The following is a 26,091-nucleotide window of genomic DNA, read 5'->3' as shown; positions in this document are numbered from 1 at the left end:
AAATTGAAAATGGTTGCTTGTCATGAATAACGATGAGAAAATTTCCGCCCATTATTGCCACGGCAACCTGCTAACTGCGATTAAAGCGGGCCTTGAAAAGCAGGGCATTAAACCTGAAAATGCCAGTGTTGAGGATCTTGGCCCAGTAGATGAATTTCACATTGGTGGGCGGGCAGCGAGCGTTCATTTTCTGGACCAGTTAGAGATATGGCCGTCCCAATGCATACTCGATATCGGCTGTGGTTTGGGCGGGGCTGCGCGTTTCGCGGCAAAGACTTATGGAGCAAAGATTGCTGGAATTGATCTGACATCTGAATACGTTGAGGTAGGGCAGCAACTTTGCGACTGGGTCGGTCTGTCCGAAAGCATAAGACTGCAGCAAAGTAGTGCACTGTCGCTTCCTTTTGAAGATGCAAGTTTTGACGGCGCATTCATGATGCATGTCGGCATGAACATAAGCGATAAGCATATGCTAATCGCTGAGGTGTCCCGTGTTCTGAAGTCCGGTGCGAAGTTTGGTATCTACGATATCATGAAAGGCAATGAAGAAGAGCTTGTTTATCCAGTGCCCTGGGCAACAACTTCTGAGACAAGCTGGGTTTCAGAGCCTAATGACTATCGAATGGCACTTGAAACCAATGGTTTTGTCATAGCTGAGGAAAATGACCGCCGCGAATTTGCTATGGATTTCTTTAGGAAAATGAAGGCCGCAAGCGGAGCCGCTGGAGGATTGCCCCCTTTGGGTTTACATGTACTTATGCAGCAGACCACCGCAGAAAAAATCCCAAATATGGTAGCAAATTTGGCTGCAGGGCGCATCTCACCTATCGAAATGATCGCGATCAAAGACGCATAGAACTTTGGGCTCTAGCGTTGAGATGAAGGCGGTCAGATTAACAATGACGCCTGGAATTCCGGACATCCGTGCAACGTGCAGCATCGGTTGAAGTGGGCTCAGAGCGGTCATCAGACGACGGTCGCTGCATGGCTGCTTACGGAAGGCGAACGGCATATGCCGCTCGCCTAAATTTCAAATGTCGATCTTCTCAGCAATGCTTAGGGCATCTTCGACTTCGACGCCCAAGTACCGAACAGTGCTATCGATCTTTGTGTGGCCAAGAAGCAGTTGTAATGCTCGCAAGTTCCCAGTTTTACGGTAAATTTCAGCGGCCTTCGTCCTGCGCATTGAGTGCGTGCCGTAGCCACAGGGTTCTAAGCCAATTGCTGCGACCCAATCCCTGACAAGTCGGCCGTATTGGCGTGTTGAAATGTGGGGATGGTCGTGGAACCGACTTGGAAACATGAAGCTGCCTCTTAACATTTCTGGACTTTTGACCCAATTGGCAACGGAATCACGCGTATTTTCAGTCAGTTCAAACTGAACCGGCCGCTTTGTTTTACTTTGCACCACCGAAACACGTTCGCGCACTTGACCAGCATTTACGAGGTCGCTCACCTTGAGACATACCAAATCGCATCCACGCAACTTGCTATCGATCGCGACATTAAAGAGCGCCAGATCTCGCAAATTGTTTGCCAGTTCGAGACGCGCTCGGATGGCCCAGACCTGTTTTGGTCGCAACGGGCGCTTTTGCCCGATGATGCGACCTTTGTTCCAAGCTCGTTGTTTGGGGGTGATTGCTGGAAGCTGTACTCTAGGCATATTCTGCCCTCCATACCGCCCTCCAAACCCAAGCGTCGGCATCGCGCTGACGATGGATAATAGCACGATTGCCATGTCTGCTTTGGACTTATCATGTAGGTGTATCATGCCGCGTATGCATCAGACCGCTTCGAGCCCAAAGTGTCGGATGCTGCGGTCAGCAGCAATGTCTGCCTCACTAAGCCCGATCAAAACCGTACCAATATCAGGCCAAGTTGCCTGAAGAGAACCAGGAGCCGCAATTCGCTGGTCGACCGTTGTATTCAGCGTGTTGAAACCTCTGTTATGACATCGCTTTTTAGGGTTAACGGCGAACCCAGTGATCAGTCCTACGGATATCCATGCTCTGCCCACAGATTGCGTGAGGGCCAGATGGTAACTGCGTCAATTCCATTTTCAATCAGTCCGCCAAATTCGGCTACAACATCAAAGCCCGAGTCCGACGGTGAGGCATTCCAGACAATCGCGACAAACACATCGTCTTCTTCTTTCAGGACCGACCGCGTACCATTCAACGATCCAAAGAATGTGGTCGCCCCACCCGGACCGGTCGGCGTAAACGCTGCATAGCGGACCAGATCATTGGCGGATGCGATCCAGCCACCGTGACCCGCCATCGCTTCAACCACAAAGCTGTAGGGGCGCGGCACAGGGTTTGCATCTTGTGGGTATTGCGAGGTTACAAGCGGCGAAAAGGGCTGGTCGTAATAGGTGACCTCACCCGGCCTTTGTTGCGACTGACGCCCTCGCCCGACCACCATCGCTGTCACACCTGCCGGGCGCAGAATCTCCTCGCGCACATAGCGCTGATAATTGACTCCGCTCGCTGCGCGCACGATCTGTTGCAGGATGCAAAAACTAAGATTGGAATAGGCGTCCGAGTATGACAGCCTGCGGCTCCTGCGCCCTCCTGGAAAGTAACTCAGCTCGAAATCTTCAATCACGTATTGCATGATGGCGAAACAGCTGACCGGCGCAGCTACGCCCATGTCCGCAGCAACCGTGGTCTGAAACAGCGTCGGATCATAGCGATCCGCGGGCAAAAACCGCCATCCATATCGATCAGGTGGTTTACTGTGGCGTGCGTCATGCGCGCGTCGGCTGGTGGGCCAACTGGCGCACGCGGACCAAGTGCCACCAGCATCGGATCGTCAAGATTCAGTTCGCCCGATCCTTGCAAGTGCATCAAAGCAGACCGCGTCAACAGCTTCGACACCGACATGATGCGAAAAAGGCTGTGTGTTGATACACGCTCAAGTCCGTCGATATCCGCCAGACCGTAGGCGCAGCTATAGACCAGCCGGTTGTCTTTCACGACGGCGATCTGGGCACCGGGTATTGCCTCACGCTTCATCAGGACTTCGAGTGCATCTCCGAAATGCGCCAGACGTCCATCGCAATCACCGCTCCGGCTGATGCCATTGTCCAATAGTTGCACATCAAACCGGCCGTTCGGAGCGCGTTCAAGATCGATCACCCGGCTGCCGTGGCGCAGAGCCATGTGTTTGACCTCGTCGCCGGTGATGCCGTAATAATGCCACGCCAGCTGACCTGGTGAAAATGGCACAAGAACGGTGGTGTATCGTGTGTTTTCTCCGGTGCCGTGGCGTTCTATTTCCAGCACCCGCATGCCGGTGGTGCGCATATTATTCACAACTCCGGCAAGCGTCTGATCACGGAACCAGTTCCAGGCGGATTCCCGCGCGCCGGTATTGTCGACCATAACGGCAGCATACCGCGTCCGGCCACCCTCACGATACCGTTCAATGTCAACGACTCGCATATTATGACGGTCGTAAACGGCAATCAGTCCGTCGCGCGACATATCGAACCCCCAGCGCCAATCAACGGCATCCGCGCCGGTGTTGCTTTTGAAAATCGCAGCAAAGCGGCGCTGGCCACCGACCACGTAGGTTTCGATATCCAGAACGCGCGAATTGGTATCCTCGGCAAAGGCGTTCAGACCCGCCTCGGACATATCGAACCGCCAGTTCCACGTTGCGGCATGAACGCCGTTGTCTTCGACAAGACTGACATCGAACCGCATCGGGTTGGTCGAAACCACGTCGATGTGGATCGGACGGGCGTTCAGATCATCTGTCAGCCTATTGATCTGCGCGGCGCTCTGGTTGGTGAAATACCAGTTTCCGACACGGTCTATGGCGCTGCGTTCTGTCAAAACAGTCTCTTGCGCCGTTGCAATCGTAGAGAGGATCGAGAGGCCGACAGCATGAACGAGGGGGACATTTTCCATCTAACTTCTCCTGATTTGTAAGGCCGCAAGGGGCATCGCGGCTCCGAAATTCATCGTTCCTGCTACCTAAGGCAGAACAATCGCGATGGTTGCGTTGAACAGAAGCGACTAGGCAGACGGCGAACGTCGCAGGCCGAGGAGTGACGCAAGCCCAAGAACCAGCAAGATTGCGGACGCAGGCAGCGGAACCGGCGGAATTGCCGGTTGCGGAGTATGTTCGACTGAATTGGCTTGGCCAAACGCACTTGTCATCCACACATGCGCACCCGGATCAAGGTTGACCTGAAAAACATAACTGTGCTCGCCCTCAAAGATTGAGCTGGTTGTGCCCCCCGATCCGATGGCGGTTGTGCTGGCATTAAACCGAAGTCCCGTGGTCAAACCGGAGTTTGCAAACAGGTTCTCGATTATGCTGGCGCCAATATCATCATCGTCCGACGTGGTCAGATAAGGCGACACGGGAAAGTAATTGATCTGCGCGCCGGCCAGCTCTGAGAATAGCAAATCGATCCCGCCTGCCGCGCGTGCGATACCGTTGTCGCCGTTATATTCAGATCGCAGATAAGCGTCGAAACTCCCGGCGATGTTAAAAGAAATCAGAGCATTCGTCGTGTTTGTAAAGGAATAGGTCCGCGAGTTTCGCGCGAAAGACGCCGCGGATGCAGCAATGGTATCATCCAGTAAAATTGCACTTGCGGCTCCTTCCCGTGAGGACGTCGTGCGGGTTACGCCAGAGAATTCGACGTTTGGGTCGGGTTCGTATAATAGTTCCAGATCATAACCGCTGGACGCGCCTTCAAAACCACCCGGCAATTGGTTGGAATGGATGCGCGTTCTGATAGAGGGCAACGGGGGGGCCGAATAGATGTTTCCAACCTGGGCGGACCCGATATCCGTCTCAACGGCGCTCGGGTCGTCGACTGCGCTGGTTGCGCCGTTTTCAATCACGAGGGCACCAGGCACAGACGCTATATCGATGCCGTCCGGTTTGTTGCCGTTATTGACGATGTAAGAATGGGTCATGACGAGCTCGCTGAAAGCACCGATCGGTGCTGCATGTGCCGATGTGGCCAGCAGCAGGGCAGTTAGACTTGTGATTGTCAGGAACGTTTTCATGGGTATCTCCAAAAGCTCAAAATGAATGAAAGACCGGCCTGGTAGAGTAGCGGAATATGTCACGAGCGTTCGAGACCGGTGTTAGGTATCGACTTGGTACATCAACACAACATCCGATACGAAGAACTGCCCGCTGGTCGCATCCGGCGTCTTATGGATCAGAATCTGGTTTTCTTGCCCGGGTTTGAAACCTGTGCCGCGTAGCAATTCGTGCACCGTCTTGTGTCCACCATCGCGCGTGACCCGCAACTCGATAGATGCGTTCGACGCAGTTGGATTGTCTGCGGAATCATTGACATGCACCCAGCAGGTGCAATCGTCAGTCGCGTCCACGCGGAACATTAAAACCGGAATTGCTCGTGCTGTTCCTTCGACAAAATTGTCGGGAAGATTGAACTTGAAACGCAGCGCCTCGCGCCGTGTGGAATCCTGAAATGTCTGGTAGTCTGTCAAAGTCGGCATCTGAGTCTCCTTCCAATATGAAATCGAGAAGGGCGCGCCAATTGTTCACTATGCGCCACGTGCCTAAGTTACCACCGTCCACTCACATGAATCCTGAGCAAGTTATGAGCAAGTTATGAGCAAGTTATGAGGTCAACGCATGAACGCAACAGGTAGTCAGGCCCTGTCAGGAACGGTTATAAAGGATGCCGCAAGGTGTTCACGCTTTGCAAATTGTGCCACTTTGAGCGCGCAGGCATCGGCATCTGCGGGCCGGTCAAGTGCGGTAAGTATTCGTTCCATCACTGCATAGATGCGCGGTTTGAACCACACATCGCCAGCCTGTTCGGCACGGTCCAGCGCGTATTCAGCTGCCGTTTCTGCGTCTTCGGTCCGTCCGGCGCGAAATAGCGTTTCGGCCTTTAACCCGTACCAGTTCGCCAGTTGCACCCCTGCGCCAGTCCGCTCAAAGACTGCAATCCCGTTCTCCAACTCGGCAAGTCCCAATTCGGTGTCACCCTTTTGCCCCAGCGCCCACCCCCGCATGACCAAACCCGTGCCCAACCAGAACGGAAAACCATTTTCACGGCTCATTTCGACAGCGCGAGTCGCAAGGTCCAGACATGTATTGACATCACCCGCAAACATGAATGCTTCGGAACACAGCGCAAGATGGATCGCCTGCGCGAACCGGTTCTCGAACACTTCTGACAGGTCCCGGGACTGCGCATAATAATATTGCATATCATCAAAACGCCCCTGCATCGCGCTGACCCATGCCGCATAGGCCGCGCATGTTACCGCTGAATTCTGGTCAGTGATCGTCTTGGGGAAACCGTTTTGCACCACATCCATTCCAGCAACCAAATGGGTCATCGCCTCGCTCAGCCTTCCGGTGTGTGTCATGACCTCGCCCAACCCTCCGTGCCCCTGTATCAACAAGCTCGGCTCTTTGGATTGTCTGCCCATCTCGATCAGGTTTGTGGCGTGATCCATCGCATCATTCAGTTGACCAAGAACCCATGTGTGAACCCACAGCCCGACCAGCGCGCGCGCTTGAGCGCTAAAGTTCTGTAATGTGCGACTTAGCACATACACGCGCCCGTAGGCTGTACCGACGCCTTTGAACCCGTACCCCTTCATAGCCATAAGGGCCTGCGCCTGCGCAAGTTGCAGCCTCATTTCGGACTCCGTCCCCTCGGCCTCGCTACCCGCAACCAGATCAAGCCCATAGTTAGAGAAAACGGCAGCCTCGGGATGTGCGGAACGGACCAACGCAGCGTAGGATGCCTTGATCCAATAGGTGATTGCGCGCGGCGTATCTCCGGCCTCTTGAAAGTGCGACCCCAGTATTTCAGGGCGAACGGGATTGGTCTCGGCGTTGCCTTCAAAATACAGTGCTATCTTTTTGTGTAACTCTGCCCGCTCCTTCGGCACCAACATGGCGTAGGCGGTATCCTGAAAAAGCATATGCCTGCACACAAGGTGGTCCTCGTCTTCATGCAGAAAACCAAGGCTGATCAAACGGTCCAACCGCGCCTGAACCGTGTCCTGCGGGAGGCCCATCAAATGCGCGATCAAGGCCGGTTTGGCCGGCTGGCCGACAACCGATACCATATAGACGATCATGCGCAGATCGTTGTCCAACTCTGCGATCCGAACTTCGATAACAGCCTGAACCGTGTCGGGCAAATCGCGCGAAGGGTTAGACCCGGTTTTCGTCGCATGGGCGAGTTCTTCAAGAAAAAATGGGTTACCAGCGGCGCGTTGCACCAAGGTCTCGACCAAGGGTGGCGCAAGATTGGCCAACTCGGGGATCTGATGCAAAAGCGTTCTGCTTTCCATCTGCCCCAACGGTGCCAATTGGAGAACACTTTCAGTTAACGAGGGGAAACCTGACGGGCGCGCGGTGAGGATGATCATCAGCTTGCCTTGCGTTGACGTCCGGATCAGCGCTTCAAGATACCGGTGCGATGCCTTGTCCATCCAATGGACGTCTTCGACAACAAGAACATGACATGTCTCAGTGCAAATCTTTTCAAGAAACCGTTCGATCAATGCTAGCGTACGCTGATGTTTGTAGAAATCCGACACACCTTCAAGGATCGGATCAGGACGCTCCGCGTCGTTCAGCAACGCCCGCAAGAGGGCCTTATCTATTGGGTCAAAGTCCGGAAAATCATCGATGCCTGCGAACAGATCGATGCACATCTGCCGGAGCAGCGCGAGAGGGGTTTCGCAATGGCGCGGCATGCAATAATACTTGTGATAAACGCCATCGCCAGGTTTCATGTCTGCAAGGAATTCAGATACCAGCCGCGATTTCCCGATCCCCGCGGGCCCTAGTAAGATAACCGTCTGACATTCACCTTTATCGCATTTCAGCAAGTTCGCCCGCAAGAAAGACATCTCTGCCCCGCGCCCGACAAACGGCGTCTGCCTTGCGAACGGGCGTGCAGTCAGACCCACGCGTTCATCGGGTGGGCGAAAAAGCAGGAAATCATCTCCGATGGGTTCTGCCTCGATCTCGTCTCGCAAAAGGTTCTTGACCGCCCCACTTACCAGAATGCGCCCATTGCCAGCGCGACTTGCTAGTTCCGCAGAATGACGGGCGGCCCCGCCTGGAATGTTCCATTCAGAAGCGGCACCCGTTTCGCCGTGAATTGTGGCCCCGGTGTCCACCCCGATGGACACAGATATGCCCAAGCCTTCAAGCGCCGTGCGCGCCTCAAGATTGATGATTTCGTGTGCACAGATCAGGGCAAATCGAGTGCCATCCTCAAGGTGCGGATCAAATCCAAAAGTAGCCGAAAATCCGTCAGGCAGCATATACATTAAGCGACCCTTCGCCGCTTTCACACTGAACTCGGCACTCTTGATAAGCGCATCCAACTGCGCATCCGGCAAATCCCGCGACAAAGGCGCCCCATCTTGACCGAGCTTCAATGTCAGGATGGCCACCAGCCATTGTTCCTGCAATCGCGCACGGACCTCCATCGCCTCCGCCCTGCCATCAGAAGGTAGCGCGTTGCTCTCTCGAAGTTGGGCAACAAAGCGAAACCCCATGCCGTGGTAGGTTTTTATGCACGGCACCGCACCACTTTGATCGTCTAACGCTTTGCGGATCACGCTGATTGTCGTTTGCAATGCAGCTTCGGAAACCTCCGGCGTCCAGAACTGATCAAGCAACTCTAATTTGGCGACCATTCGATCCCGGTTTTCGATCAAATAAACCAGCACCGAGAAGGCCTTGGGCGCAATAGCGACTGATTTATTATTTGCCGTCAAGTCGTGATGTTCGGTGTCTAACTCCAAACCATGAAATCTATAGATCAAGGCGGTGCCCCCACTTCAGCTTTTCGCAAGAGAAATCGTGAAACCTGGCTGAGCGTTTGTTATGCGTTGACGTTTTTATGAGATTTACCATACGTCATACCCCACAACCGCTCAAGAGCAGCAATGGACACTCCAACTAGGTCGTCGGCATAGAGCGTTGCGACCGGTAAGAGAAGCTCACATTGCCCATTGAACCCGACGTGGTTTGATGCCGCTCCTTTACTGCCATTCTCCGCAACATGGGGGGCTGAAATGGGCGGATGAATTCAGCAAGTATGCGGTGCGCCGCTCTTTAACCAGCGGGCTGACCACTGCCCGTCAATCAATCTGAAGTATCGATGAGGAGGGCGCAAACAGGTGGCTGACGGTCTGGGCGTTGCCATAGCGATGCTGATTATCGAGCATGCGCACAGCAATTGGTCCGAGCGGGCATGCGAAGGATCACGGCGTACCGCGATACCGATGTGGTGACGAAAAAATATCTGAGCCTTATCCAAAAAAAATGACCGGCTGCGTCTCGAGAACCCCATTCTCGATAAGGAGACGGACATCTTGAAGTCTAGCCGTTTGACAAACGATCCAGTGGATCGATTGTAGCCGACCGGAAATGGGCGGTTGGCATCAGTTGTGTGGGGCTTTTGAAGGCTGGCTGTAACTGGCACGCACCAGTGTTCTTGGACCAATGGCAGACATCCGAAAATTGTTGTGCGCCGGGGTCCCTAGTCGATCATGAACTTGGCTTCAAGAAACACTGATGACGAAAGCGGACGTTGCAAAACCGTAACGCCGCCGGCAGCAAAGTCCGCCTCTCGTTGGTTCCAGCATCGCGCAGCGAAAGTACAGTTTGGATTTGGCCTCTAATATCTCGATTGAACGGCCGCTTTGGTGAAACGTGCTGCATGGCGGCGACAAGCATGCCGCACACGCGAGCAATTGCTGCGTCAGCGAAGTGAGAAAAATGAATGTCTCGAAAGTCCGCAAACCTGACATTAGACTGTCTCTCGCTCAACGGCAGCGATGCTGAGAAATTGCTTAAGAAGTCTGTGTCTTGGGTTCTTGATTGCCCTCTCAAGATAAGGCAGTCGCCTCGATTTTTTCGCCAACGCGCTTGCGTTGAGGATACTAGCCACAGGGGTGGCTCAGCGCTGTTGTTTCAAATATCCGTGTTTGAAATTCGCGTATAGCTTCTGGAATTCGGCTAAGTACTTGAAATTAAATGGAGGCGAGTACCGGAATCGAACCGGTGTACACGGATTTGCAATCCGCTGCGTAACCACTCCGCCAACTCGCCGAAGTTTCACCGCTATAAACCGGCTCTTTGAGGGCTGCAAGGGGCAAGATGGTCCGATTGGAATGTTGCAAGGTGATGAAGCGGAGGTGGGGATGCGGCGTTGCTGCGCGCGCAGTGTTGTGGCACATTGGCGCTGATCAGGATTCTGTATAGACGAGCATTCCCTATGACCGACTTTTCTAAAAGACGTACCATGATGGTGGACACGCAGGTGCGACCTTCGGATGTTACGAAGTTCCCCATCATTGATGCAATGCTGAGCGTTGCGCGCGAGGACTTTGTGCCTGCGGCCCGGCGCGAGGCGGCCTATGTTGGTGAGGATATCGATATAGGGCAGGGACGCATCCTGTTCGAGCCGCGCACGCTGGCGAAGATGTTGGATGCACTGGCCATCGACGGGGACGAACTGGTTCTCGATGTGGGCTGCGGTATGGGCTATTCTACAGCCGTTATTGCGCGCATGGCGCAGGCAGTAGTCGCGGTTGAGCAGGACGATACAATGGCAAAAGAGGCGCAGGATGCGCTGATGGCTGCCGGTGCGGATAACGCTGTGGTGCATGTCGGTGATCTGACCGCCGGTGCTGCACAACATGGCCCCTACGATGTAATTATACTTCAGGGTGGCATTTCAAATCTGCCTGGTCCGCTGGCAGACCAGCTGAAAGAAGGGGGCCGGATTGTTGCGCTCTTTATGGATGGTGCATTGGGTGAAGTGCGCTTAGGTCATAAACGGGCAGGACACATCAGCTGGCGTTTGGCGTTTAATGCAACTGCGCCGGTGTTACCGGGCTTTGAAAAAGAAATGACGTTCACGTTTTGACATGTGATGCGCCATTCGGGCGCGACACGTGCAACCAAGACACGCTTGGTCGGATGAGGGCGTGGCAAAAAACTAGGGGCTTTGGAATGGTAATATCTACACTCACGCGGGGGGCGGTGCGTGCGGCACGGTTGGGCTGTCTGGCGACTGCTTGTTTCGTGGTGACAGGCTTTAATGCGCCCTCGGCACAGGCCGATACCTTTGCCGATGCCTTGGTAAGTGCGTATAATCACTCGGGCTTGCTTGATCAGAACCGCGCTTTGCTGCGCGCTGCAGACGAAGATATTGCGGCAGCCAGTGCCGCTCTTGAGCCTGTGTTGCGCTGGACTGCCAGCATCACCCAACGGATCGGCCGCGGCCAGACATCGCTTGCGTTCGGGCCGCAGGATACAGACAGCCTTGTTGCGACGGGAACGCTAATTGCTGAAATGTTGCTGTATGATTTCGGTGCAACGGCGCTGGGAATCGAAGTTGCAAAAGAAACCGTGCTGGCAACCCGTCAGAATCTGATCGGGGTTGAGCAGCAGGTTTTGCAGCGCGCTGTCGAAGCCTACATGGGCGTAATCGAGGCCAGTGAGTTTGTTGCGTTGCGCCAAAACAACCTGAGAGTGCTGACTCAGGAACTGCGTGCAGCAAGAAACCGGTTTGAAGTGGGGGAGATCACCCGCACGGATGTCGCCCTTGCCGAAGCCCAATTGGCGCAAGCGCGCAGTGGTCTTGCAACAGCGCAGGGTAATTACGCAATCGCAGTGGAGGAATACCGGAACGTGATCGGGCGCAAGCCCGGGCGTTTGTCGCCCCCGCCGCGCATTCCTAAAGTGGGCAGCAATATCGAAGCGGCCAAGGCTTTGGCAGTGCGCAACCATCCAAGCCTGCGCGCAGTCCAGCATCAGGTAACTGCGGCAGAGATGGCGATCAAACGCGCGCAGGCGCAGAAGCGACCGACAATTTCCGCGCAAGGTACTCTTTCGGTGAGTGAAAATCTGGACAGTAGCAATTTCAGTACCGGTGCTTCGATAGGATTGAATGCCGGGGGTACGATCTATGCCGGTGGTGCGCGCTCTTCGGCAGTGCGCCGCGCACAGGCGCAGCGGGATGCGCAGCGTGGAAACCTGCATGTGGTCCGTCATAATATTCAGCAAAATGTCGGTGTCGCCTATGCACGGCTTAGTTCAGCGCGCGCATCACTGGAGGCATCCGAACGGCAGATCCGTGCAGCACGCATCGCCTTCCGTGGCGTACGCGAGGAGGCAACACTGGGCGCGCGCACAACCCTTGATGTATTGGATGCGGAACAAGCTTTGCTGGATGCGGAAGCGTCCCGCATCTCAGCCCAATCGCAGGTTTACGTGGCAGCCTATCTGGTCCTGGCGACCCAAGGCCAGCTTACCGCACGTGATTTGCGTTTGCCGGTCCAACAGTATGATGTGACTGAATATTATAATCTGGTAAAGAACAGCCCGACGTCGCAGTCCGAACAGGGTGCGCAGCTTGATCGCGTGCTGAAACGACTTCAGAAAAACTGAATTTGGATTCCATCGGGAATTGCGCGGGCTGTCCTAATTGGGCGGCCCGTTTTCATGTGTGGTTGTCATTTCGCGTTAAGGCAACAGGCTAATTTTATATTTTTCCACGATTTTCCCCCCATTGTGAGAATCTGATTGGCGCGCTATCTTTGGTGCTGAGTAGAGAGTGGTGAAAAATGTCAAAACCCGTCACAACCGAAGAGGTCGAAGATGTGTTGTCTTCGATCCGCCGTTTGGTATCCGAAGACAAGCGCCCCCTTGCGGGACTGCGTAGCAAACCGGCAGACGGTGCTTCAGCACCTGCATCTCCGTCAGACCGGTTGGTGCTAACACCTGCATTGCGGGTGGCGGAGGCTGCCGAAAATTCAAAGGATGCAACCGAAACGGACTCGCCGGATAACAGGCCGCTTGATCTGGGCTCGGTGGCCCGCGAGACATGGTCACCCTCCAAACCGCAGACCGCATCACACGTGGATGACGCTGTAGCCACGGATAACGGTAGCGATCCATTGATGCTTTTCCTCGACACTGACGCATCGGAAAATCAGGGTGTTGAGCGAACAAATACCTCGCCGACAGAAACGTACCCTGACGCTGACGAGCTGGTGGATGGGAATTACGGCGATGAGGAATATTGGGAAATCCAAGGCGATGCGGCGCAGAATGCCCGCGCCGATGCTCCCGATGACAATTTCCATGACGACGATGCCGATTGGGACGTTGATGCAAGTGAGGTTTGTTCGACCGAAGTTGAAGAGGATCTGGTGCGCGCCGCCAGCGACGCTGTAGTGGCCGAGGTTGAACAGTTTTTCGAACAGGGAGTTGGTGCAGAAGCCGAGCCGGAGGACACCGATGCGATTCGCCTGTCGAGCATCCCGCTGACCGCAAAGATTGCGGCGTTGGAGGCTGCAGTCGGTAAGATTGCAAATGATTGGGAGCCGGACGGAGACGAAACTGACGAACTTGCAGTGCCCGATACCCCTGCGATGGCGTGGGAAGATGACATCGAACTGGACGCGCGTGGCGAACCGGTTGATGATACGTTCGAAGAAGATGAACTGGCTTCGCGTGAACAAGATGATGCGCAGACCACTGCGCCACCTCCGGGCGTTACAGGGGCCGACGACCAACTGATGGACGAAGCAGCCCTGCGGGATCTGGTAGGCGAAATCGTGCGCGCAGAGCTACAAGGCGCATTGGGAGAGCGGATCACCCGCAATGTGCGCAAGTTGGTGCGCCGCGAAATTCATCGCGCGTTGACAGCGCATGAAATGGAATAACTTCAACCGATCTCGGCGGCGGCGTCCAGCAGGGCGTCGAGATCGAAATACATCTCGATATGGCGGGCAAGCGCGTCAAGCGTTTCTTCTACTTGATCCTCAAACGTGACCGAAGATTGCACCCCCAAACTGCCAAGGTATGCGGCGCGAAATGCGTCTGAAGCGAAGATGCCATGCAGGTAACAGCCCAGGATGCGCCCATTCGGGCTGCTGGCGCCTTCATGTGTATCTCCCAGCATTAGCCATGGTCGCGCGCAATCGGCACCGGTGGTTTTGCCCATGTGAATTTCGTATCCTTGCAGGGCGGCACCGCTGTCCAGATGATGACCGCTGCGCAGTGACAGGTTTTTATGCGGTTCCAGAACAGTGTTTACCGCCAGATGTCCAAGGCCCTGCACAGTGCTCGCCTCGCCTTCGATCCCGGCAGGATCGCTGATGCTATTGCCCAACATTTGGTACCCGCCACACAGGCCCATCATATGCCCGCCGCGCCGGATGTGCGCGGCAATATCAATATCCCAACCGGTCGCGCGCAGTGCTGCAAGATCACCGATGGTTGATTTGCTGCCGACCAGAAGGACCAGATCGGTATCCGCAGGAATTGGGTTTCCGGCGGTGATCATGCGCAAATCTACAGATGGTTCTGCCGCCAGCGGGTCCAGATCATCGAAATTGGAAATCCGTGGCAGTTGAGGAACGCTCACAACCAGCCCCGAGCCACCGGATCGCGCCCGCGCGGGCAGGTCCATCACATCTTCCGCAGGCAGGCGGGTGGCGTGCTCGAACCATGGCAGCACCCCCAGCGATGGCCATCGCGTGCGTGCGGCAATATCGTCACGGCCCGCGTCGAACAAGCTGCGGTCGCCACGAAATTTGTTAACGCAAAACCCTTTGATCATGGCGTTATCTTCCGCATCCAGTACAGCTTGGGTGCCGACAATCTGGGCAATTACGCCGCCACGATCAATGTCACCCATCAGCACAACAGGAACATGGGCGGCACGGGCAAAACCCATGTTTGCAATGTCCCCCGCGCGTAAATTTGTTTCAGCGGGCGAGCCGGCCCCCTCAACCACGATTAAATCGCATTGCCTTCCAAGCCTGCGAAAGCTTTGCAGAACCACAGGCATCAGCGTTTCCTTGTTGCGCCCGAACGCGCGTGCCTCCTGATGCCCTGCTAGCTGCCCTTGAACGATAACCTGTGCGCCTGTGGCAGTTTGAGGTTTGAGTAGGACGGGGTTCATGTCTGTGTGCGGGTCCACACCGCAGGCGCGCGCCTGCAAAGCTTGGGCGCGGCCGATTTCGCCCCCGTCGGCAGTGACCGCGGCATTATTGGACATATTTTGTGGCTTGAAGGGGCGCACAATCATGCCGCGGTTGCGGCAGGCGCGTAAAATCCCTGCAACGATCACGGATTTGCCGACATTGCTGCCAGTGCCTTGTATCATGATTGCCTTGGCCACCTGTTGCCCCTTCTTTTTTCAGGCAACCTGACGCAATCGGACACAGAGAAAAAGGGGCAATTGATAAACGCTTGGCCAGAGGGCGTTATCAATCCTTAGAAATGAAGGAATGTGGAAGCAGCTCCATTGCATGATCATACCAGACACAAAAAAACGCAGCCCGAAGGCTGCGTCTTTTTAAGCTGATTACCGAAAGTCGCTTACGCGGCTTCGGCTTGCTGTGCTGCATTGCGGCGTTCAGATTCTTCACGCGAAAGTGCAACGGATGTCCGCACACCTTTGCCGACGAAATCCATCAATCCGGTAACAACGCGTTCGTTTGGATCGATCCCTGCGCAGCTCAATACTTCACGGCCATCGCGTGAACGCGCCCAACGGGCGATCTGCTCTGGTCCGTTACCATATTTCTTGTCATCAGCAATTGCATCATCAAGTGCAGCCAGTACCACAGCTGCAAACAGTTTACGGGCACGATTACCTTGTTCGTTATTAAAGGCTGTGCCATCAACGAAATCTTTCAACTCGTCGTCCTTCCATTATTCTTGCTCTTGTCATTTTCAGCGCCTGCTGCCTTGTGACATATATCGAGCGATTCGGATACCTTGTTTATGCATGGCACCTATGCGGTGACCGCATGGCTTGTTGCGAATTTGTACTAAACAGGGCTTCTTGTGTACGCTTACTTCCCAATATATAGAGCTGGTCAAGATTTCATCAACCTTTTGCCAGAGTTTTGACACATGCCCAAAATTAACGGAAACGAGATTCGCCCCGGAAACGTACTGGAGCACAACGGCGGTCTTTGGGCGGCTGTTAAGGTAGACCATGTAAAACCGGGTAAAGGCGGTGCATTTGCGCAAGTCGAGATGAAGAACCTGCGCAACGGTTCCAAATTGAACGAACGCTTTCGCAGCGCCGACAAGGTAGAGCGGGTACGTTTGGAGCAAAAAGACCAGCAGTTTCTATACGAAGATGATGGTATGTTGGTGTTGATGGATACGGATACCTACGAACAGGTGCAGCTGGCTGCAGATCTGTTGGGTGATCGACGCCCTTTTTTGCAAGATGGCATGATGATTGTAGTCGAATATTATGAAGAAGAAGCAATAAATGCTGCGCTGCCGCAAAAGGTGACCTGCAAGATTGCCGAGACAGAACCGGTTGTGAAGGGGCAGACAGCGGCGAACTCGTTCAAGCCTGCGGTTCTGGACAATGGCGTGAAGGTGAACGTACCGCCTTTTGTGGGGCCGGATGAAAGCATTATCGTCAACACCGAAACCATGGAATATGTAGAGCGCGCCTGAGCCGTTCCGCCAAGCCGGAAATATAGACGCGGCCCCGATGGTGGCCGCGTTTCGTGTTTCTATTCAATCCGCGTAACGACCGATCCCTCCGCATCCATTGCATCTGTCGCGCGGTCATAGCGCAGATAGGCCAACGCTTCGTTGCCTGCACGGGTCAGCAAGGTGCCTGCGGGTTTGCCGCCCGCTGTGATCGGCGTGCCAGCGGGGGCATCCCCATCGACAGCAACACGCGCCAGACCTTTGCGCAGTTCGGTCTTGTGCTTCATACGTGCGGTAACTTCCTGTCCCACATAGCAGCCTTTGCGAAAATCGACACCGTTCAGGCGTGCAAACCCCATTTCCAGAATGAAGGTATCGGGGGTTAACTCTGTTCCGCTGTCGGGGATCATATGAGCAACGTAGAGAGCGGCCCAGTCGGTTGTGTCATCTGTCTGCAATGTGTCGCGATAGGCGCGCCAGCCAAGGGCAGGGTGGCGCGGATCGGGCAGGGCATCCGCAGGGACCGTACCCGTGCCGCGGTGCAGATGCAGATCTGTCTGAGTGATTTGCACATTTGCGCGCAGTTTGTACATCGTCAGGCGTTGAACCAGCATTTCGGCCAACGCGGCATCGACATCCAGCAACACATCGTCGCCATCCTCTTTCAGAAAGAAATCGGCGATGTATTTCCCTTGCGGTGTTAGTATCGCGGCATAGACTAGGCCTGATTTCAGCTTGGCAATATCGTTGGTCACCAGTCCTTGCAAAAAATCGCGGGTATCGGCACCGCTAAGGCGCAATATTCGGCGGGAGGGAGGGTTCATCATGGTGTCCTTCTGGTACTGCTCTTAATATAGCAACCATAGCCCCGTTAAAAAGGGGGCGAAGCGAAAGAGGCTGAATGCGCGCGCGGATATCGGTAATTATTCCTACACTGAATGCCGGACAGGCATTGGCCGCCTGTTTCGGCGCGCTGATGGAAGGGGTGGAGCAGGGGCTGATCCGCGAGCTGATTGTCAGTGATGGCGGATCGGATGATGCTACTGTCACATTGGCCCAGGGATGGGGCGGCGAAGTGGTACACGGCGCACCGTCGCGCGGTGGTCAGTTGCAGCGCGGCGTTGCTGTAGCACAGGGGGAATGGTTGTTAATCCTGCACGCTGATACGGCGCTACAAGCGGGGTGGAGTGAGGCCGTGCAGGCGCATCTGGCAGACCCCGAGGCAGCAGGATGGTTCCGGCTGGCGTTTGATGCGCGGGGCTTTGCGGCCACTGTTGTGGCAGGCTGGGCGAATCTGCGCAGCAGGTTAGGATTGCCTTATGGTGATCAGGGGATGCTGATACATCGTGATCTTTATGCTGCCGTGGGCGGGTATCCCGATCAGCCCTTGATGGAAGACGTTGCTTTGGCGCGGCAACTGCGCGGAAAGCTTTGTGGGCTGGACGCTGTGGCTGTGACATCGGCGGCGAAGTACAAGCAGCAGGGCTGGCTTAATCGCGGTGCGCGTAACCTGATCACGCTGGTACGGTATTGCGCAGGCACCAGTCCCGAAGTTTTGTCTGCATCCTACAACAAGCGCAAGTGACCTGCCGGACGCGCCACAGCCGGGATTACATTATCATGCCCGTATCCCGCGTTCTCGCGGAACGGTCAGGTCAGTTTCCGAAGAAATGTTGCCCGATACGCTGGAGCAGGTTGGGCTGTTGTTCCGGTTCGGGAGCGTCCCGGCGTCCAAACACGCTACGGCGGCGGTCGGAGACTGTCTTGCCATCTTTGAATTGCAGCCGGTAGAGATCTGCGTAAATCCCCCCACGCTCCAGCAATTCTTCGTGGGTGCCTTCATCTACCGCGCGGCCACGGTCCATCACGATAATGTTGTCGGCATTGCGGATCGTGCTGAGGCGATGGGCGATCACAAGAGTTGTACGACCCTCTGACAAGCGATCGAGCGCGTCTTGCACCACTTGTTCGGATTGCGCGTCAAGCGCGCTTGTGGCTTCGTCGAGCAGCAGCACGGGGGTGTTACGCAGCAGGGCGCGCGCAATAACAACGCGCTGGCGTTGACCACCCGACAGGGCAGAGCCGCGCGGCCCTACATGGGTTTCCAGACCGTTTTCCAACTGCGGCAGAAAGTCGGATACATTGGCAGCGTCAAGGGCGCGTTTCAGATCGGGATCGCTGACATCCTCGCGGCCCAGAATGATATTCTCCCGCAGGGTTTCATCAAACAACAGCGCCTCTTGGCTCACCACGGAAAACAGCGTGCGCAGATCGGGGATTGCCATTTCGGTGGTGGCAACACCACCAATGCGCACCGCACCTGTGGTCGGGTCGAGCAAGCGGGTGAGCAGGTTGAAAATGGTGGATTTGCCAGCACCGGATGCGCCCACCAATGCAGTTGTCTGCCCGGCTTTTGCAGTCAGGGACAGGCCGTGCAGGACTTCGGTTTCACCAAAGGACAGGGTCACATTCTCCAGCGTGATATCGGCGGGTTCTTGAGGCGCCGGCACCGGATTTTTGGGCGAGGTGAGGTGCAGGGGGGCGTCCATCAACTCTTTTATACGCTCAAGTGCGGCGGCGGCGGTCTGCCACTGCCCGCTGATGCCGCCAAGACGGCGTAGCGGATTGAAGGTAAACCCCATGGCGGTGAAAAAGGTCATGAACTGACCAATCGTTTTCTCGCCCGAAATGATCTCGGAGCCGCCGTAGAGGATCACCGCCATAAATCCGATTCCCGATATAATATCGATCATTGCAGGAATGGCGGAACTGCCGAAGGCGGTGCGCACTTCGGTCGAGACAAACTGCTTGGTGATGTCGCGATACTGGCGCGATTGATAGGATTCCAGCGCGTTTAATTTGATCTGGACAATGCCGTGAAACACTTCGTCCAGACGGGTAGAGAGCGACGCCCCCAAATCCCGCGCCTCGCGCGCACGGCGGCGCACAAACCGCTGCGCAAATGCTGCGGGCAGCACCATAACGGGAATACCGACACAGGCCAGAAGCGCCCAGACAGGATCAATCGAGATTGCGACGCCAAGCAGTACCAACAGGCCTATGAAATCGCGTCCTGCGCCGGTGATAATCGCGCGCCAGACATCGCCGACGGCGTTTACATCCGATTGTACGCGCTGGATCAGAAATCCGGGAGGGTGTGATTGGTGGAACGCGCCATCCTGCTGCATCATCCGGTCCAGCAGATCGATGCGCATATCCGCAGCGGAGCGTTGCGCGATACGGGTGAGCAGCACCTTTTGCGCGACCCCCGATATGGCGCGGACCACAAAGATACCCACCAGCACAAAACCCACAATCAAAAGCCACGATTGTTCGCCCGCTACGAACACACGGTCGAACATGGGTTCCATCAGTTTTGCCATGGCCCCCAGACTGGCCCCTTCAAGGATCATGAAGGCAACAGCAATGACCAGCTTGCCGATATGGTGGCGCAGATAGTCGCGCCAGAGCCAGCGCATCAGCGCGCCCGAGGTGTAGGTCTGTCCACTACTCATTAAATTATCGGCCTTTGTCGTTGAACCTTGGCGGCTTGGCCGACCTTAGTGCGCGCGCACAACAGGAGCAAGCGCACGGCGGCCAAGTAGGAGGTTGAATTATGGCCCGACACGGGGCGCGCATAGGTGATTGAACTGTCGATCCCGCAGGAGGAGTAACGGATATTGAACGCTACATTTACCGATTGGGCAAAAACGATGTCAGATCACCGCTGCGCAAAAAAAAGGGTCAGCGATTGCCTAGCTTCCTGCGCTGGAATTCTGTGCATCAGCCAAGGCTGATGGAAGGGCAGCGGCCAGCAGATCAAGCATAACGGGCGTGCCACAACTGATCCGCACACACCGGCTTTGCGGCGCGACAAACGGCATACGCACAAAAATACCCCGTGCAATCAGCCCCGCCAGAACCGCCTTCGCAAAGTTTTCGTCACGGCCACAGTCCACGGTCACGAAATTGGTGGCAGAGGGCAGGGGAGTCAGGCCGTTGGTTCGGGCGATGTCCGAAATGCGGTTGCGGGAATGTGCAATGTGTTGCTGCACTTTGGCCAGATAGGCTTGATCATTCAGCGCGGCAAGCGCCCCTTCCTGTGCGGCGCGGTTCATGCCAAAGTGATTGCGCACTTTGTGAAACGCATTGATCAGGTCGGGGTGCCCGATTGCGTACCCCACACGCGCGCCAGCAAGGCCATAACCTTTTGAGAACGTGCGCATACGGATCACCCGAGGGTCATCGGCAGGTAGTGGCAGGGCTGTTCCTTCCGGGGCACATTCCACATAAGCTTCGTCAAGCAGAAGCAAGCTGCGCTCCGGCAGGGTTTCCATGGCGCGCACGATATGCTCGCCGCGATGATGGCTTCCCATCGGGTTGTCGGGGTTGGCAAGGTAAACAAGCTTCGCATCTACTTCGGCCGCTTTGGCAAACAGAAGCTCGGGAGATTCAGCGTCATCCACATAGGGAACTGTGTGAAGCGCCCCGCCAAAACCGGCAACATGATAGTTGAATGTCGGGTATGCACCGGCTGATGTGACAACCGCATCACCCGAGGCGATCATCAGCCGCACCAGATATCCCAACAGCCCATCAATGCCTTCACCCACAATGATGTTATCCGGCCTGCATTGATGATGCGCCGCGAGGGCCGTGCGCAGATCATGGCTTTCCGGATCGCCGTACTTCCACTGGTCTGCTTTCGCCATTGCCTCGATTGCCAGTGGCGACGGGCCAAAGACGTTTTCATTGGCACCCAGACGCGCATCAAACGCTGCGCCACGGGCGCGCTCCTGTGTTTCCGGCCCTACAAAGGGAACGGTTGCGGGTAGGGATTGTGCAAGCGGGGTGAGGCGGAAATCTGTCATGGCGCGCAGTTAATGCGGATGGCAGTGCGGGGGCAAGTCTTTTGAAAATTCCGCTGCCGTCCCGGATGTGAGAATGGATTTCATAAATAGAGGGTGGAAATGGCCAAACTCACAAGGCGCGGGTTTATCGCAACAATAACTGCTGCGGGAACATTGCGTGGCGTTGGTCTAACGGTGACAAAGCCGCCGGTGCGCGGGATGTTGACGCTGGTTTATGACAAGAGCCTTGGCATAATGCGCGCGGTGGAGCGCTTGGTTCCCGAATACGTGCCGTCACGTTCTGCTGGTCTGTTTTGCTCGGCTCTGCTTGGATGGGAGGAAAATCCATTCCCGAGGAAATCCCATGTCCAGAGTTTCAGTAACCTACGAAGACCACATCGCTCATGTGCGCCTTACGCGCGCCGACAAAATGAACGCCGTTGATCAGGATATGATCACGGCAATCATCGCAGCGGGTAACGAAGTGGCGGCATCCGATGCGCGTGCCGTTATTGTTTCGGGTGAGGGCAAGGCATTTTGCGCAGGGATCGATATATCGGGCCTGTCCGGAATGATAGGAAAAGACCCTGCTGAATTGCTGATGCCACGCACGCACGGGGACGGCACCACAAACCAGTGGCAAGAAGTGGCGATGGTGTGGTCGCGCATGGATATTCCGGTGATTGCGGCGGTGCACGGCGTCTGTTTCGGCGCGGGAATGCAGCTGGCGCTGGGGGCGGATATACGCATCGCTTCCCCTGATGCACAGTTTGCGGTGATGGAAATGAAGTGGGGGCTCGTGCCGGATATGGGCGGAATGGCCCTGCTGCCGCGTCTGGTACGCTCGGATGTGCTGCGACTCCTGACCTACACCGCAGAGCCTGTTGATGCACAGCAGGCAGAACGGTGGGGATTGGTTACCGATCTGTCGGATGACCCGCTGGCAGCCGCCGAGAAACTGGCCAAAACTATAGCAGGCAAAAGCCCGTCCGCCATTCGCGCAGCAAAGCGGCTGATCGCGGTGGCTGAAACTGCAGATGACAAGACCGTGCTGGACGCAGAATCGCGTGAGCAGGTTGAATTGATGGGGAAACCGCATCAGATGGAAGTGGTTGCGGCGGCATTTGGCAAACGTCCGGCTGTTTTCAAATAGCTTGGGTTCGCGCCGGATGGCCCTAGCTGATTGATGTGCCGTCGTGAAAAAGGAAGAGGGGCAGCTCCGCTTTGGAAAGGCCCCTTAGCCCATACATTATCTAGGGGCTTCAACTGCATCGATATATCGCAGTTCGGTAAATGCAGTTTCTGACAGTTGTTTCTTTCGGGCTGGGCCTGCTGTCAAAAGCGCACAAGGTCTGAACGCGGTTTCGAGTTCTCTTTGATCCTAAGTTCAGTGGGCATCACGTATGGTCGCAGATACGGCAGCTGCTTCTCCCGCTCCGATTGGAAAATGGGGCAGGGATGGGGGCCGTCTCATCCTTCGATCCTGACAGATCGCCAAGGGCACGTACCTATGGCGATCCGTTATTATATTAGGCGCGCAAAGCTGCGCATGCCTGTGAATTAACCTATCTCAGCAAGACGATCCATTGCCGCTTGGAGTTGGTCGGCCTCTTCTTGCCGTGCGGCTAGGTTTTCTTGGGCCTCGGCCACAACTTCCGGAGGGGCGGATGCGGCAAATTTGGGATTGTTCAAACGCCCCTTGAGACCCCCCATCTCCTTGGCCAGTTTATCGAGAGATTTCTGCAGGCGTGCTTTTTCTTCATCGATGTCGATGATGCCTTCCAACGGTAGGCCAAATGTAGCGCCAGGTGCGCTGATGGCGACAGTCCCTTTGGGGAAATCGTTCTTTTTCTCAAGAGATGCCACACGGGCGAGGCGTTTTATCATGGCCTCATTGTTACTCCATGCAGCTTGGGCGGCATCATCCATATCGGTCACGATCATCGGAACCTTGAGGCCCGCTGGCACGTGCATCTGCGCGCGCGCGGAGCGGATGTTTTCAATCAGGTTGATGACCCAATTTAGCTCTTTATCAGCCTCTTCATCCAGCAGATCGGCAGTGGTATAGGCAGGCCAGTCGGCGTGCACGAGCATCTTGTTGCGCTTAGCGGTCTGACCCCAAAGCTCTTCGGTGATGAAAGGCATGATAGGGTGCAGCAGGATCAGACATTGATCCAGCACCCACGCCAGAGTTTCGCGGGTTTCTTTTGCCAATTCACCCTTGCCGTCATCGTCCTGCAGAAGTGGTTTCGACAGTTCTACGTACCAATCACACACCTTGCCCCAGACAAAGGCATAGAGCGCACTTGCCGCATCGTTAAACCGGTAGGTGTCCAGCGCGGCGTCAACTACTTCGCGCACGCGGGCAGTTTCCCCGATAATCCATTTATTGAGGGTCGCGGACGGGGTCGGCATTGTCGCCGGTGTGTCTTGGAACGCATCGTTCATTTCCGCAAAACGGTGGGCGTTCCAGATCTTGGTGCCGAAATTGCGATAGCCAGCGATGCGCGCTTCTTCCATCTTGAGCGCGCCGCCAAGGGATGCCATCGCCGCATTGGTAAAGCGCAGCGCGTCCGCGCCGTACTGGTCAATGATTTCCAGCGGGTCGATAACGTTGCCCACGGATTTCGACATTTTTTTGCCTTTGGCATCGCGGACGAGGCCGTGCAAATAGACAGTGTCGAATGGGATTTTGCCAACTGTGTCCAGCTGCATCATCATCATGCGCGCAACCCAGAAGAACAAAATATCCTGTCCCGTGATCAGATCGGAGGTGGGGAAGTATTTCTGCAGGGCTTCGGTTTCCTCGGGCCAGCCAAGGGTGCCGATGGGCCAGAGGCCCGAGGAGAACCATGTGTCGAGTACGTCGGGGTCGCGCCAAACAGGGTAGACAATTTCGGTTGGATCCTGACTGAATGAATAGCTGCCCAGACTTTCGGCAAGCGCGTGCATGGCATCCGCGCGCGAAGCAACTTCGATTACACGCGCGTGGTTGAGCGGTGTAGGGAGTTGGGCGGTGAAGTCATTGAAACCTTCGCGTACATTTTCAAAGCTGTCGGCACATTCGATCTGATCGCTGCCTTCGGGCAGGGATTGCTCTGCCAGCAGGCGGGTTATCTCGACGAGGTCGAGCGCGCCGTCGCCTTCGTCATCAGCGAAGCCTGCACGTTTCAGGTCCAGTCCATACCAGACCGGTATCCGGTGACCCCACCAGAGCTGGCGCGAGATGCACCATGGCTCGATGTTGTCGAGCCAGTTGTAGTACACTTTTTCGCCCGACTCCGGCATGATTTTCACATCGCCGTTGCGCACGGCATCAAGCGCGGGGCCAACGATCCGGTCGGTGTCCACAAACCACTGATCCGTGAGCATCGGCTCGATCACGACTTTCGAGCGGTCGCCGAAGGGCTGCATGATGGCTTTGGACTCTACCAGCGGCACAAGGGTCTCCTCGCGCGCCTCGCCGCCCTCTTCGGGGGCGAGCGGCTTGGTAGCGGCCTTGCCCAAGCGCGGATCATGCGCAGGGACCATGATGGCCAGGTCTTCAGCGGTAATATCCTCGATGACTCTCTTGCGCGCTTCAAAGCGGTCAAGGCCGCGATAGTCATCGGGCACAAGGTTCATCGCAGCGACCATCGCCTCGTCGAACTCCTGCTCTCCGTTGGCGATGGCCTGCGCGATAGCGGCTTCTTCGGCGTAGGGCTTGCCGTCCGCGCGCATCGCGGCTTTTGTATCCATGAGATTGTACATGGGGATGCCGTTACGCTTGGCGACCTGATAGTCGTTGAAGTCATGCGCGCCCGTGATTTTTACAGCGCCCGATCCAAAATCCTTGTCGGGGTATTCATCAGCGATGATGGGAATAAGGCGGCGGTGCTCTTTTGGGCCGACTGGAATTTCGCAAAGTTTTCCAATGATTGGCGCGTAACGTTCATCAGTTGGGTGAACTGCAACGGCCCCATCCCCCAGCATGGTTTCCGGTCGGGTTGTTGCGATTGAGATGTAATCGCGCGTTTCGCGTAGCGTCTCGTTGCCGTCTTCGTCTTTTTCAATGTACTCATAGGTGGTACCGCCCGCGAGCGGGTATTTGAAGTGCCACATGTGGCCGGGAACCTCGGTGTTCTCGACCTCAAGATCAGAGATTGCGGTTTCGAAACGCGGGTCCCAGTTCACCAACCGCTTGCCGCGATATATTTTGCCGCTCTGGTACATCTGCACAAACACTTTGATCACGGCATCGTGAAAATTAGGCGAGTTTTCGTGCCCTACGCGGGTGTCACCAGGTGCGCCTGACATAGTGAACGCGTTGCGCGACCAATCGCAGGACGAGCCGAGGCGCTTTAGCTGCCCGACGATCGTGTCGGCAGTGCTTTCCTTGTAGGCCCATGCGTGTTCAAGAAATTCCTCACGGGTGAGGTCGGTGCGCTTGATCTGACTTTCAGCAAGTTTGTTTTCGACGGCCAGTTGCAATGCGATGCCCGCATGGTCCTGCCCGGGCTGCCAAAGCGTGTCAAAGCCGCGCATTCGGTGCCAACGTGTCAGAATATCTTGCAATGTGTTGTTAAACGCATGTCCTACATGCAGCGAGCCGTTGACGTTGGGCGGCGGGATCATCACGCAATATGTCTCCGCGCGGCTGGCATTTGCGCCTGCCTTGAACGCGCCGGTCTGTTCCCAAGCGTCGTAAAGGCGTGCTTCGGCTTCTGTTGAGTCGAAATTCTTTTCCAGTGCCATGATCGCGGCTCCCGTCTGTGTGTTTTACCGTTGA

General features: G+C 55.7%; 19 protein-coding genes and 1 tRNA gene. 7 read left to right on the top strand and 13 right to left on the bottom strand.

All coding sequences use genetic code 11. The features are described from left to right. Positions 1 to 22: 22 nt before the first annotated feature. Positions 23 to 856: a class I SAM-dependent methyltransferase gene (locus tag OS189_RS09230; protein WP_267166997.1), complete on the top strand. Its 834-nt coding sequence runs from the start codon at positions 23 to 25 to the stop codon at positions 854 to 856. Positions 857 to 1,030: 174 nt separating this feature from the next. Here OS189_RS09230 and OS189_RS09225 read toward each other — a convergent pair whose 3' ends face one another. The 7 genes from OS189_RS09225 to OS189_RS09195 all read right to left on the bottom strand — a co-directional run bounded on the left by OS189_RS09225 (position 1,031) and on the right by OS189_RS09195 (position 10,101). Then, positions 1,031 to 1,663: a tyrosine-type recombinase/integrase gene (locus tag OS189_RS09225; protein WP_267166996.1), complete on the bottom strand. Its 633-nt coding sequence runs from the start codon at positions 1,661 to 1,663 to the stop codon at positions 1,031 to 1,033. 329 nt (positions 1,664 to 1,992) lie between these two features. After that, entirely contained in the window at positions 1,993 to 2,706 is a 714-nt protein-coding gene (locus tag OS189_RS09220; protein WP_267166995.1) for a serine hydrolase, read from the bottom strand. Continuing rightward, the gene (locus OS189_RS09215; protein ID WP_267166994.1) at positions 2,643 to 3,917 is read right to left on the bottom strand and encodes a serine hydrolase domain-containing protein; all 1,275 of its coding nucleotides are present in this window, start codon (positions 3,915 to 3,917) and stop codon (positions 2,643 to 2,645) included. Before OS189_RS09215 ends, OS189_RS09220 begins: the two co-directional genes overlap by 64 nt. 108 nt (positions 3,918 to 4,025) lie before the next feature. Continuing rightward, positions 4,026 to 5,033, bottom strand: a complete 1,008-nt coding sequence (locus tag OS189_RS09210) for a hypothetical protein (RefSeq protein ID WP_267166993.1) — start codon at positions 5,031 to 5,033, stop codon at positions 4,026 to 4,028. Positions 5,034 to 5,114: 81 nt separating this feature from the next. After that, on the bottom strand, positions 5,115 to 5,495 hold the full coding sequence (locus OS189_RS09205) for a hypothetical protein (protein ID WP_267166992.1): 381 nt from the start codon (positions 5,493 to 5,495) through the stop codon (positions 5,115 to 5,117). A 156-nt stretch (positions 5,496 to 5,651) separates the two neighbouring features. Continuing rightward, entirely contained in the window at positions 5,652 to 8,762 is a 3,111-nt protein-coding gene (locus OS189_RS09200; RefSeq protein ID WP_267167023.1) for an AAA family ATPase, read from the bottom strand. 1,265 nt (positions 8,763 to 10,027) lie between these two features. Beyond that, positions 10,028 to 10,101 (bottom strand) — tRNA-Cys (locus OS189_RS09195). Positions 10,102 to 10,267: 166 nt separating this feature from the next. Between OS189_RS09195 and OS189_RS09190 the strand changes: the two genes are divergently transcribed. The 3 genes from OS189_RS09190 (at position 10,268) to OS189_RS09180 (ending at position 13,727) form a co-directional block, all read left to right on the top strand. After that, a complete protein-coding gene (locus tag OS189_RS09190; RefSeq protein ID WP_267166991.1) occupies positions 10,268 to 10,921 on the top strand; it encodes a protein-L-isoaspartate O-methyltransferase family protein in 654 nt (217 codons plus the stop codon). A gap of 86 nt (positions 10,922 to 11,007) precedes the next feature. Continuing rightward, positions 11,008 to 12,447, top strand: a complete 1,440-nt coding sequence (locus tag OS189_RS09185; RefSeq protein ID WP_267166990.1) for a TolC family outer membrane protein — start codon at positions 11,008 to 11,010, stop codon at positions 12,445 to 12,447. Positions 12,448 to 12,623: 176 nt separating this feature from the next. Continuing rightward, a complete protein-coding gene (locus OS189_RS09180; protein WP_267166989.1) occupies positions 12,624 to 13,727 on the top strand; it encodes a hypothetical protein in 1,104 nt (367 codons plus the stop codon). A gap of 2 nt (positions 13,728 to 13,729) precedes the next feature. On the opposite strand, the gene OS189_RS09175 is transcribed toward OS189_RS09180, so the two are convergent. Together OS189_RS09175 and OS189_RS09170 are read right to left on the bottom strand one after the other, a co-directional pair. Continuing rightward, positions 13,730 to 15,190: a cobyric acid synthase gene (locus OS189_RS09175; protein ID WP_267166988.1), complete on the bottom strand. Its 1,461-nt coding sequence runs from the start codon at positions 15,188 to 15,190 to the stop codon at positions 13,730 to 13,732. Positions 15,191 to 15,390: 200 nt separating this feature from the next. Further along, positions 15,391 to 15,711, bottom strand: a complete 321-nt coding sequence (locus OS189_RS09170; protein WP_008228933.1) for a DUF6280 family protein — start codon at positions 15,709 to 15,711, stop codon at positions 15,391 to 15,393. 219 nt (positions 15,712 to 15,930) lie between these two features. Between OS189_RS09170 and efp the strand changes: the two genes are divergently transcribed. Continuing rightward, entirely contained in the window at positions 15,931 to 16,494 is a 564-nt protein-coding gene (gene efp, locus OS189_RS09165) for an elongation factor P (RefSeq protein WP_267166987.1), read from the top strand. 59 nt (positions 16,495 to 16,553) lie between these two features. On the opposite strand, the gene ygfZ is transcribed toward efp, so the two are convergent. Continuing rightward, on the bottom strand, positions 16,554 to 17,297 hold the full coding sequence (gene ygfZ / locus OS189_RS09160; protein ID WP_267166986.1) for a CAF17-like 4Fe-4S cluster assembly/insertion protein YgfZ: 744 nt from the start codon (positions 17,295 to 17,297) through the stop codon (positions 16,554 to 16,556). 77 nt (positions 17,298 to 17,374) lie between these two features. Between ygfZ and OS189_RS09155 the strand changes: the two genes are divergently transcribed. Next, complete coding sequence (locus OS189_RS09155) at positions 17,375 to 18,058, top strand: TIGR04283 family arsenosugar biosynthesis glycosyltransferase (RefSeq protein WP_267166985.1); 684 nt, start codon at positions 17,375 to 17,377, stop codon at positions 18,056 to 18,058. A 70-nt stretch (positions 18,059 to 18,128) separates the two neighbouring features. On the opposite strand, the gene OS189_RS09150 is transcribed toward OS189_RS09155, so the two are convergent. Next, positions 18,129 to 19,988 carry an ABC transporter ATP-binding protein gene (locus OS189_RS09150; RefSeq protein ID WP_267166984.1) on the bottom strand — a complete coding sequence of 620 codons (1,860 nt, stop codon included), beginning with the start codon at positions 19,986 to 19,988 and terminating at the stop codon, positions 18,129 to 18,131. A 240-nt stretch (positions 19,989 to 20,228) separates the two neighbouring features. Next, entirely contained in the window at positions 20,229 to 21,344 is a 1,116-nt protein-coding gene (locus OS189_RS09145; RefSeq protein WP_267166983.1) for a pyridoxal phosphate-dependent aminotransferase, read from the bottom strand. 343 nt (positions 21,345 to 21,687) lie between these two features. Between OS189_RS09145 and OS189_RS09140 the strand changes: the two genes are divergently transcribed. Then, positions 21,688 to 22,476, top strand: a complete 789-nt coding sequence (locus OS189_RS09140; RefSeq protein ID WP_267166982.1) for a crotonase/enoyl-CoA hydratase family protein — start codon at positions 21,688 to 21,690, stop codon at positions 22,474 to 22,476. A 407-nt stretch (positions 22,477 to 22,883) separates the two neighbouring features. On the opposite strand, the gene OS189_RS09135 is transcribed toward OS189_RS09140, so the two are convergent. Then, positions 22,884 to 26,057, bottom strand: coding sequence for a valine--tRNA ligase (locus tag OS189_RS09135; protein ID WP_267166981.1), 3,174 nt, complete (start codon positions 26,055 to 26,057; stop codon positions 22,884 to 22,886). Between the last annotated feature and the right edge of the window lie 34 nt (positions 26,058 to 26,091).

Origin of the sequence: Sulfitobacter sp. F26169L (assembly GCF_026410285.1) — a bacterium.
GTDB lineage: Bacteria > Pseudomonadota > Alphaproteobacteria > Rhodobacterales > Rhodobacteraceae > Sulfitobacter.
Note: the sequence above shows the minus strand (reverse complement) of the source record. Positions and strands in the feature narration are given on the sequence as shown.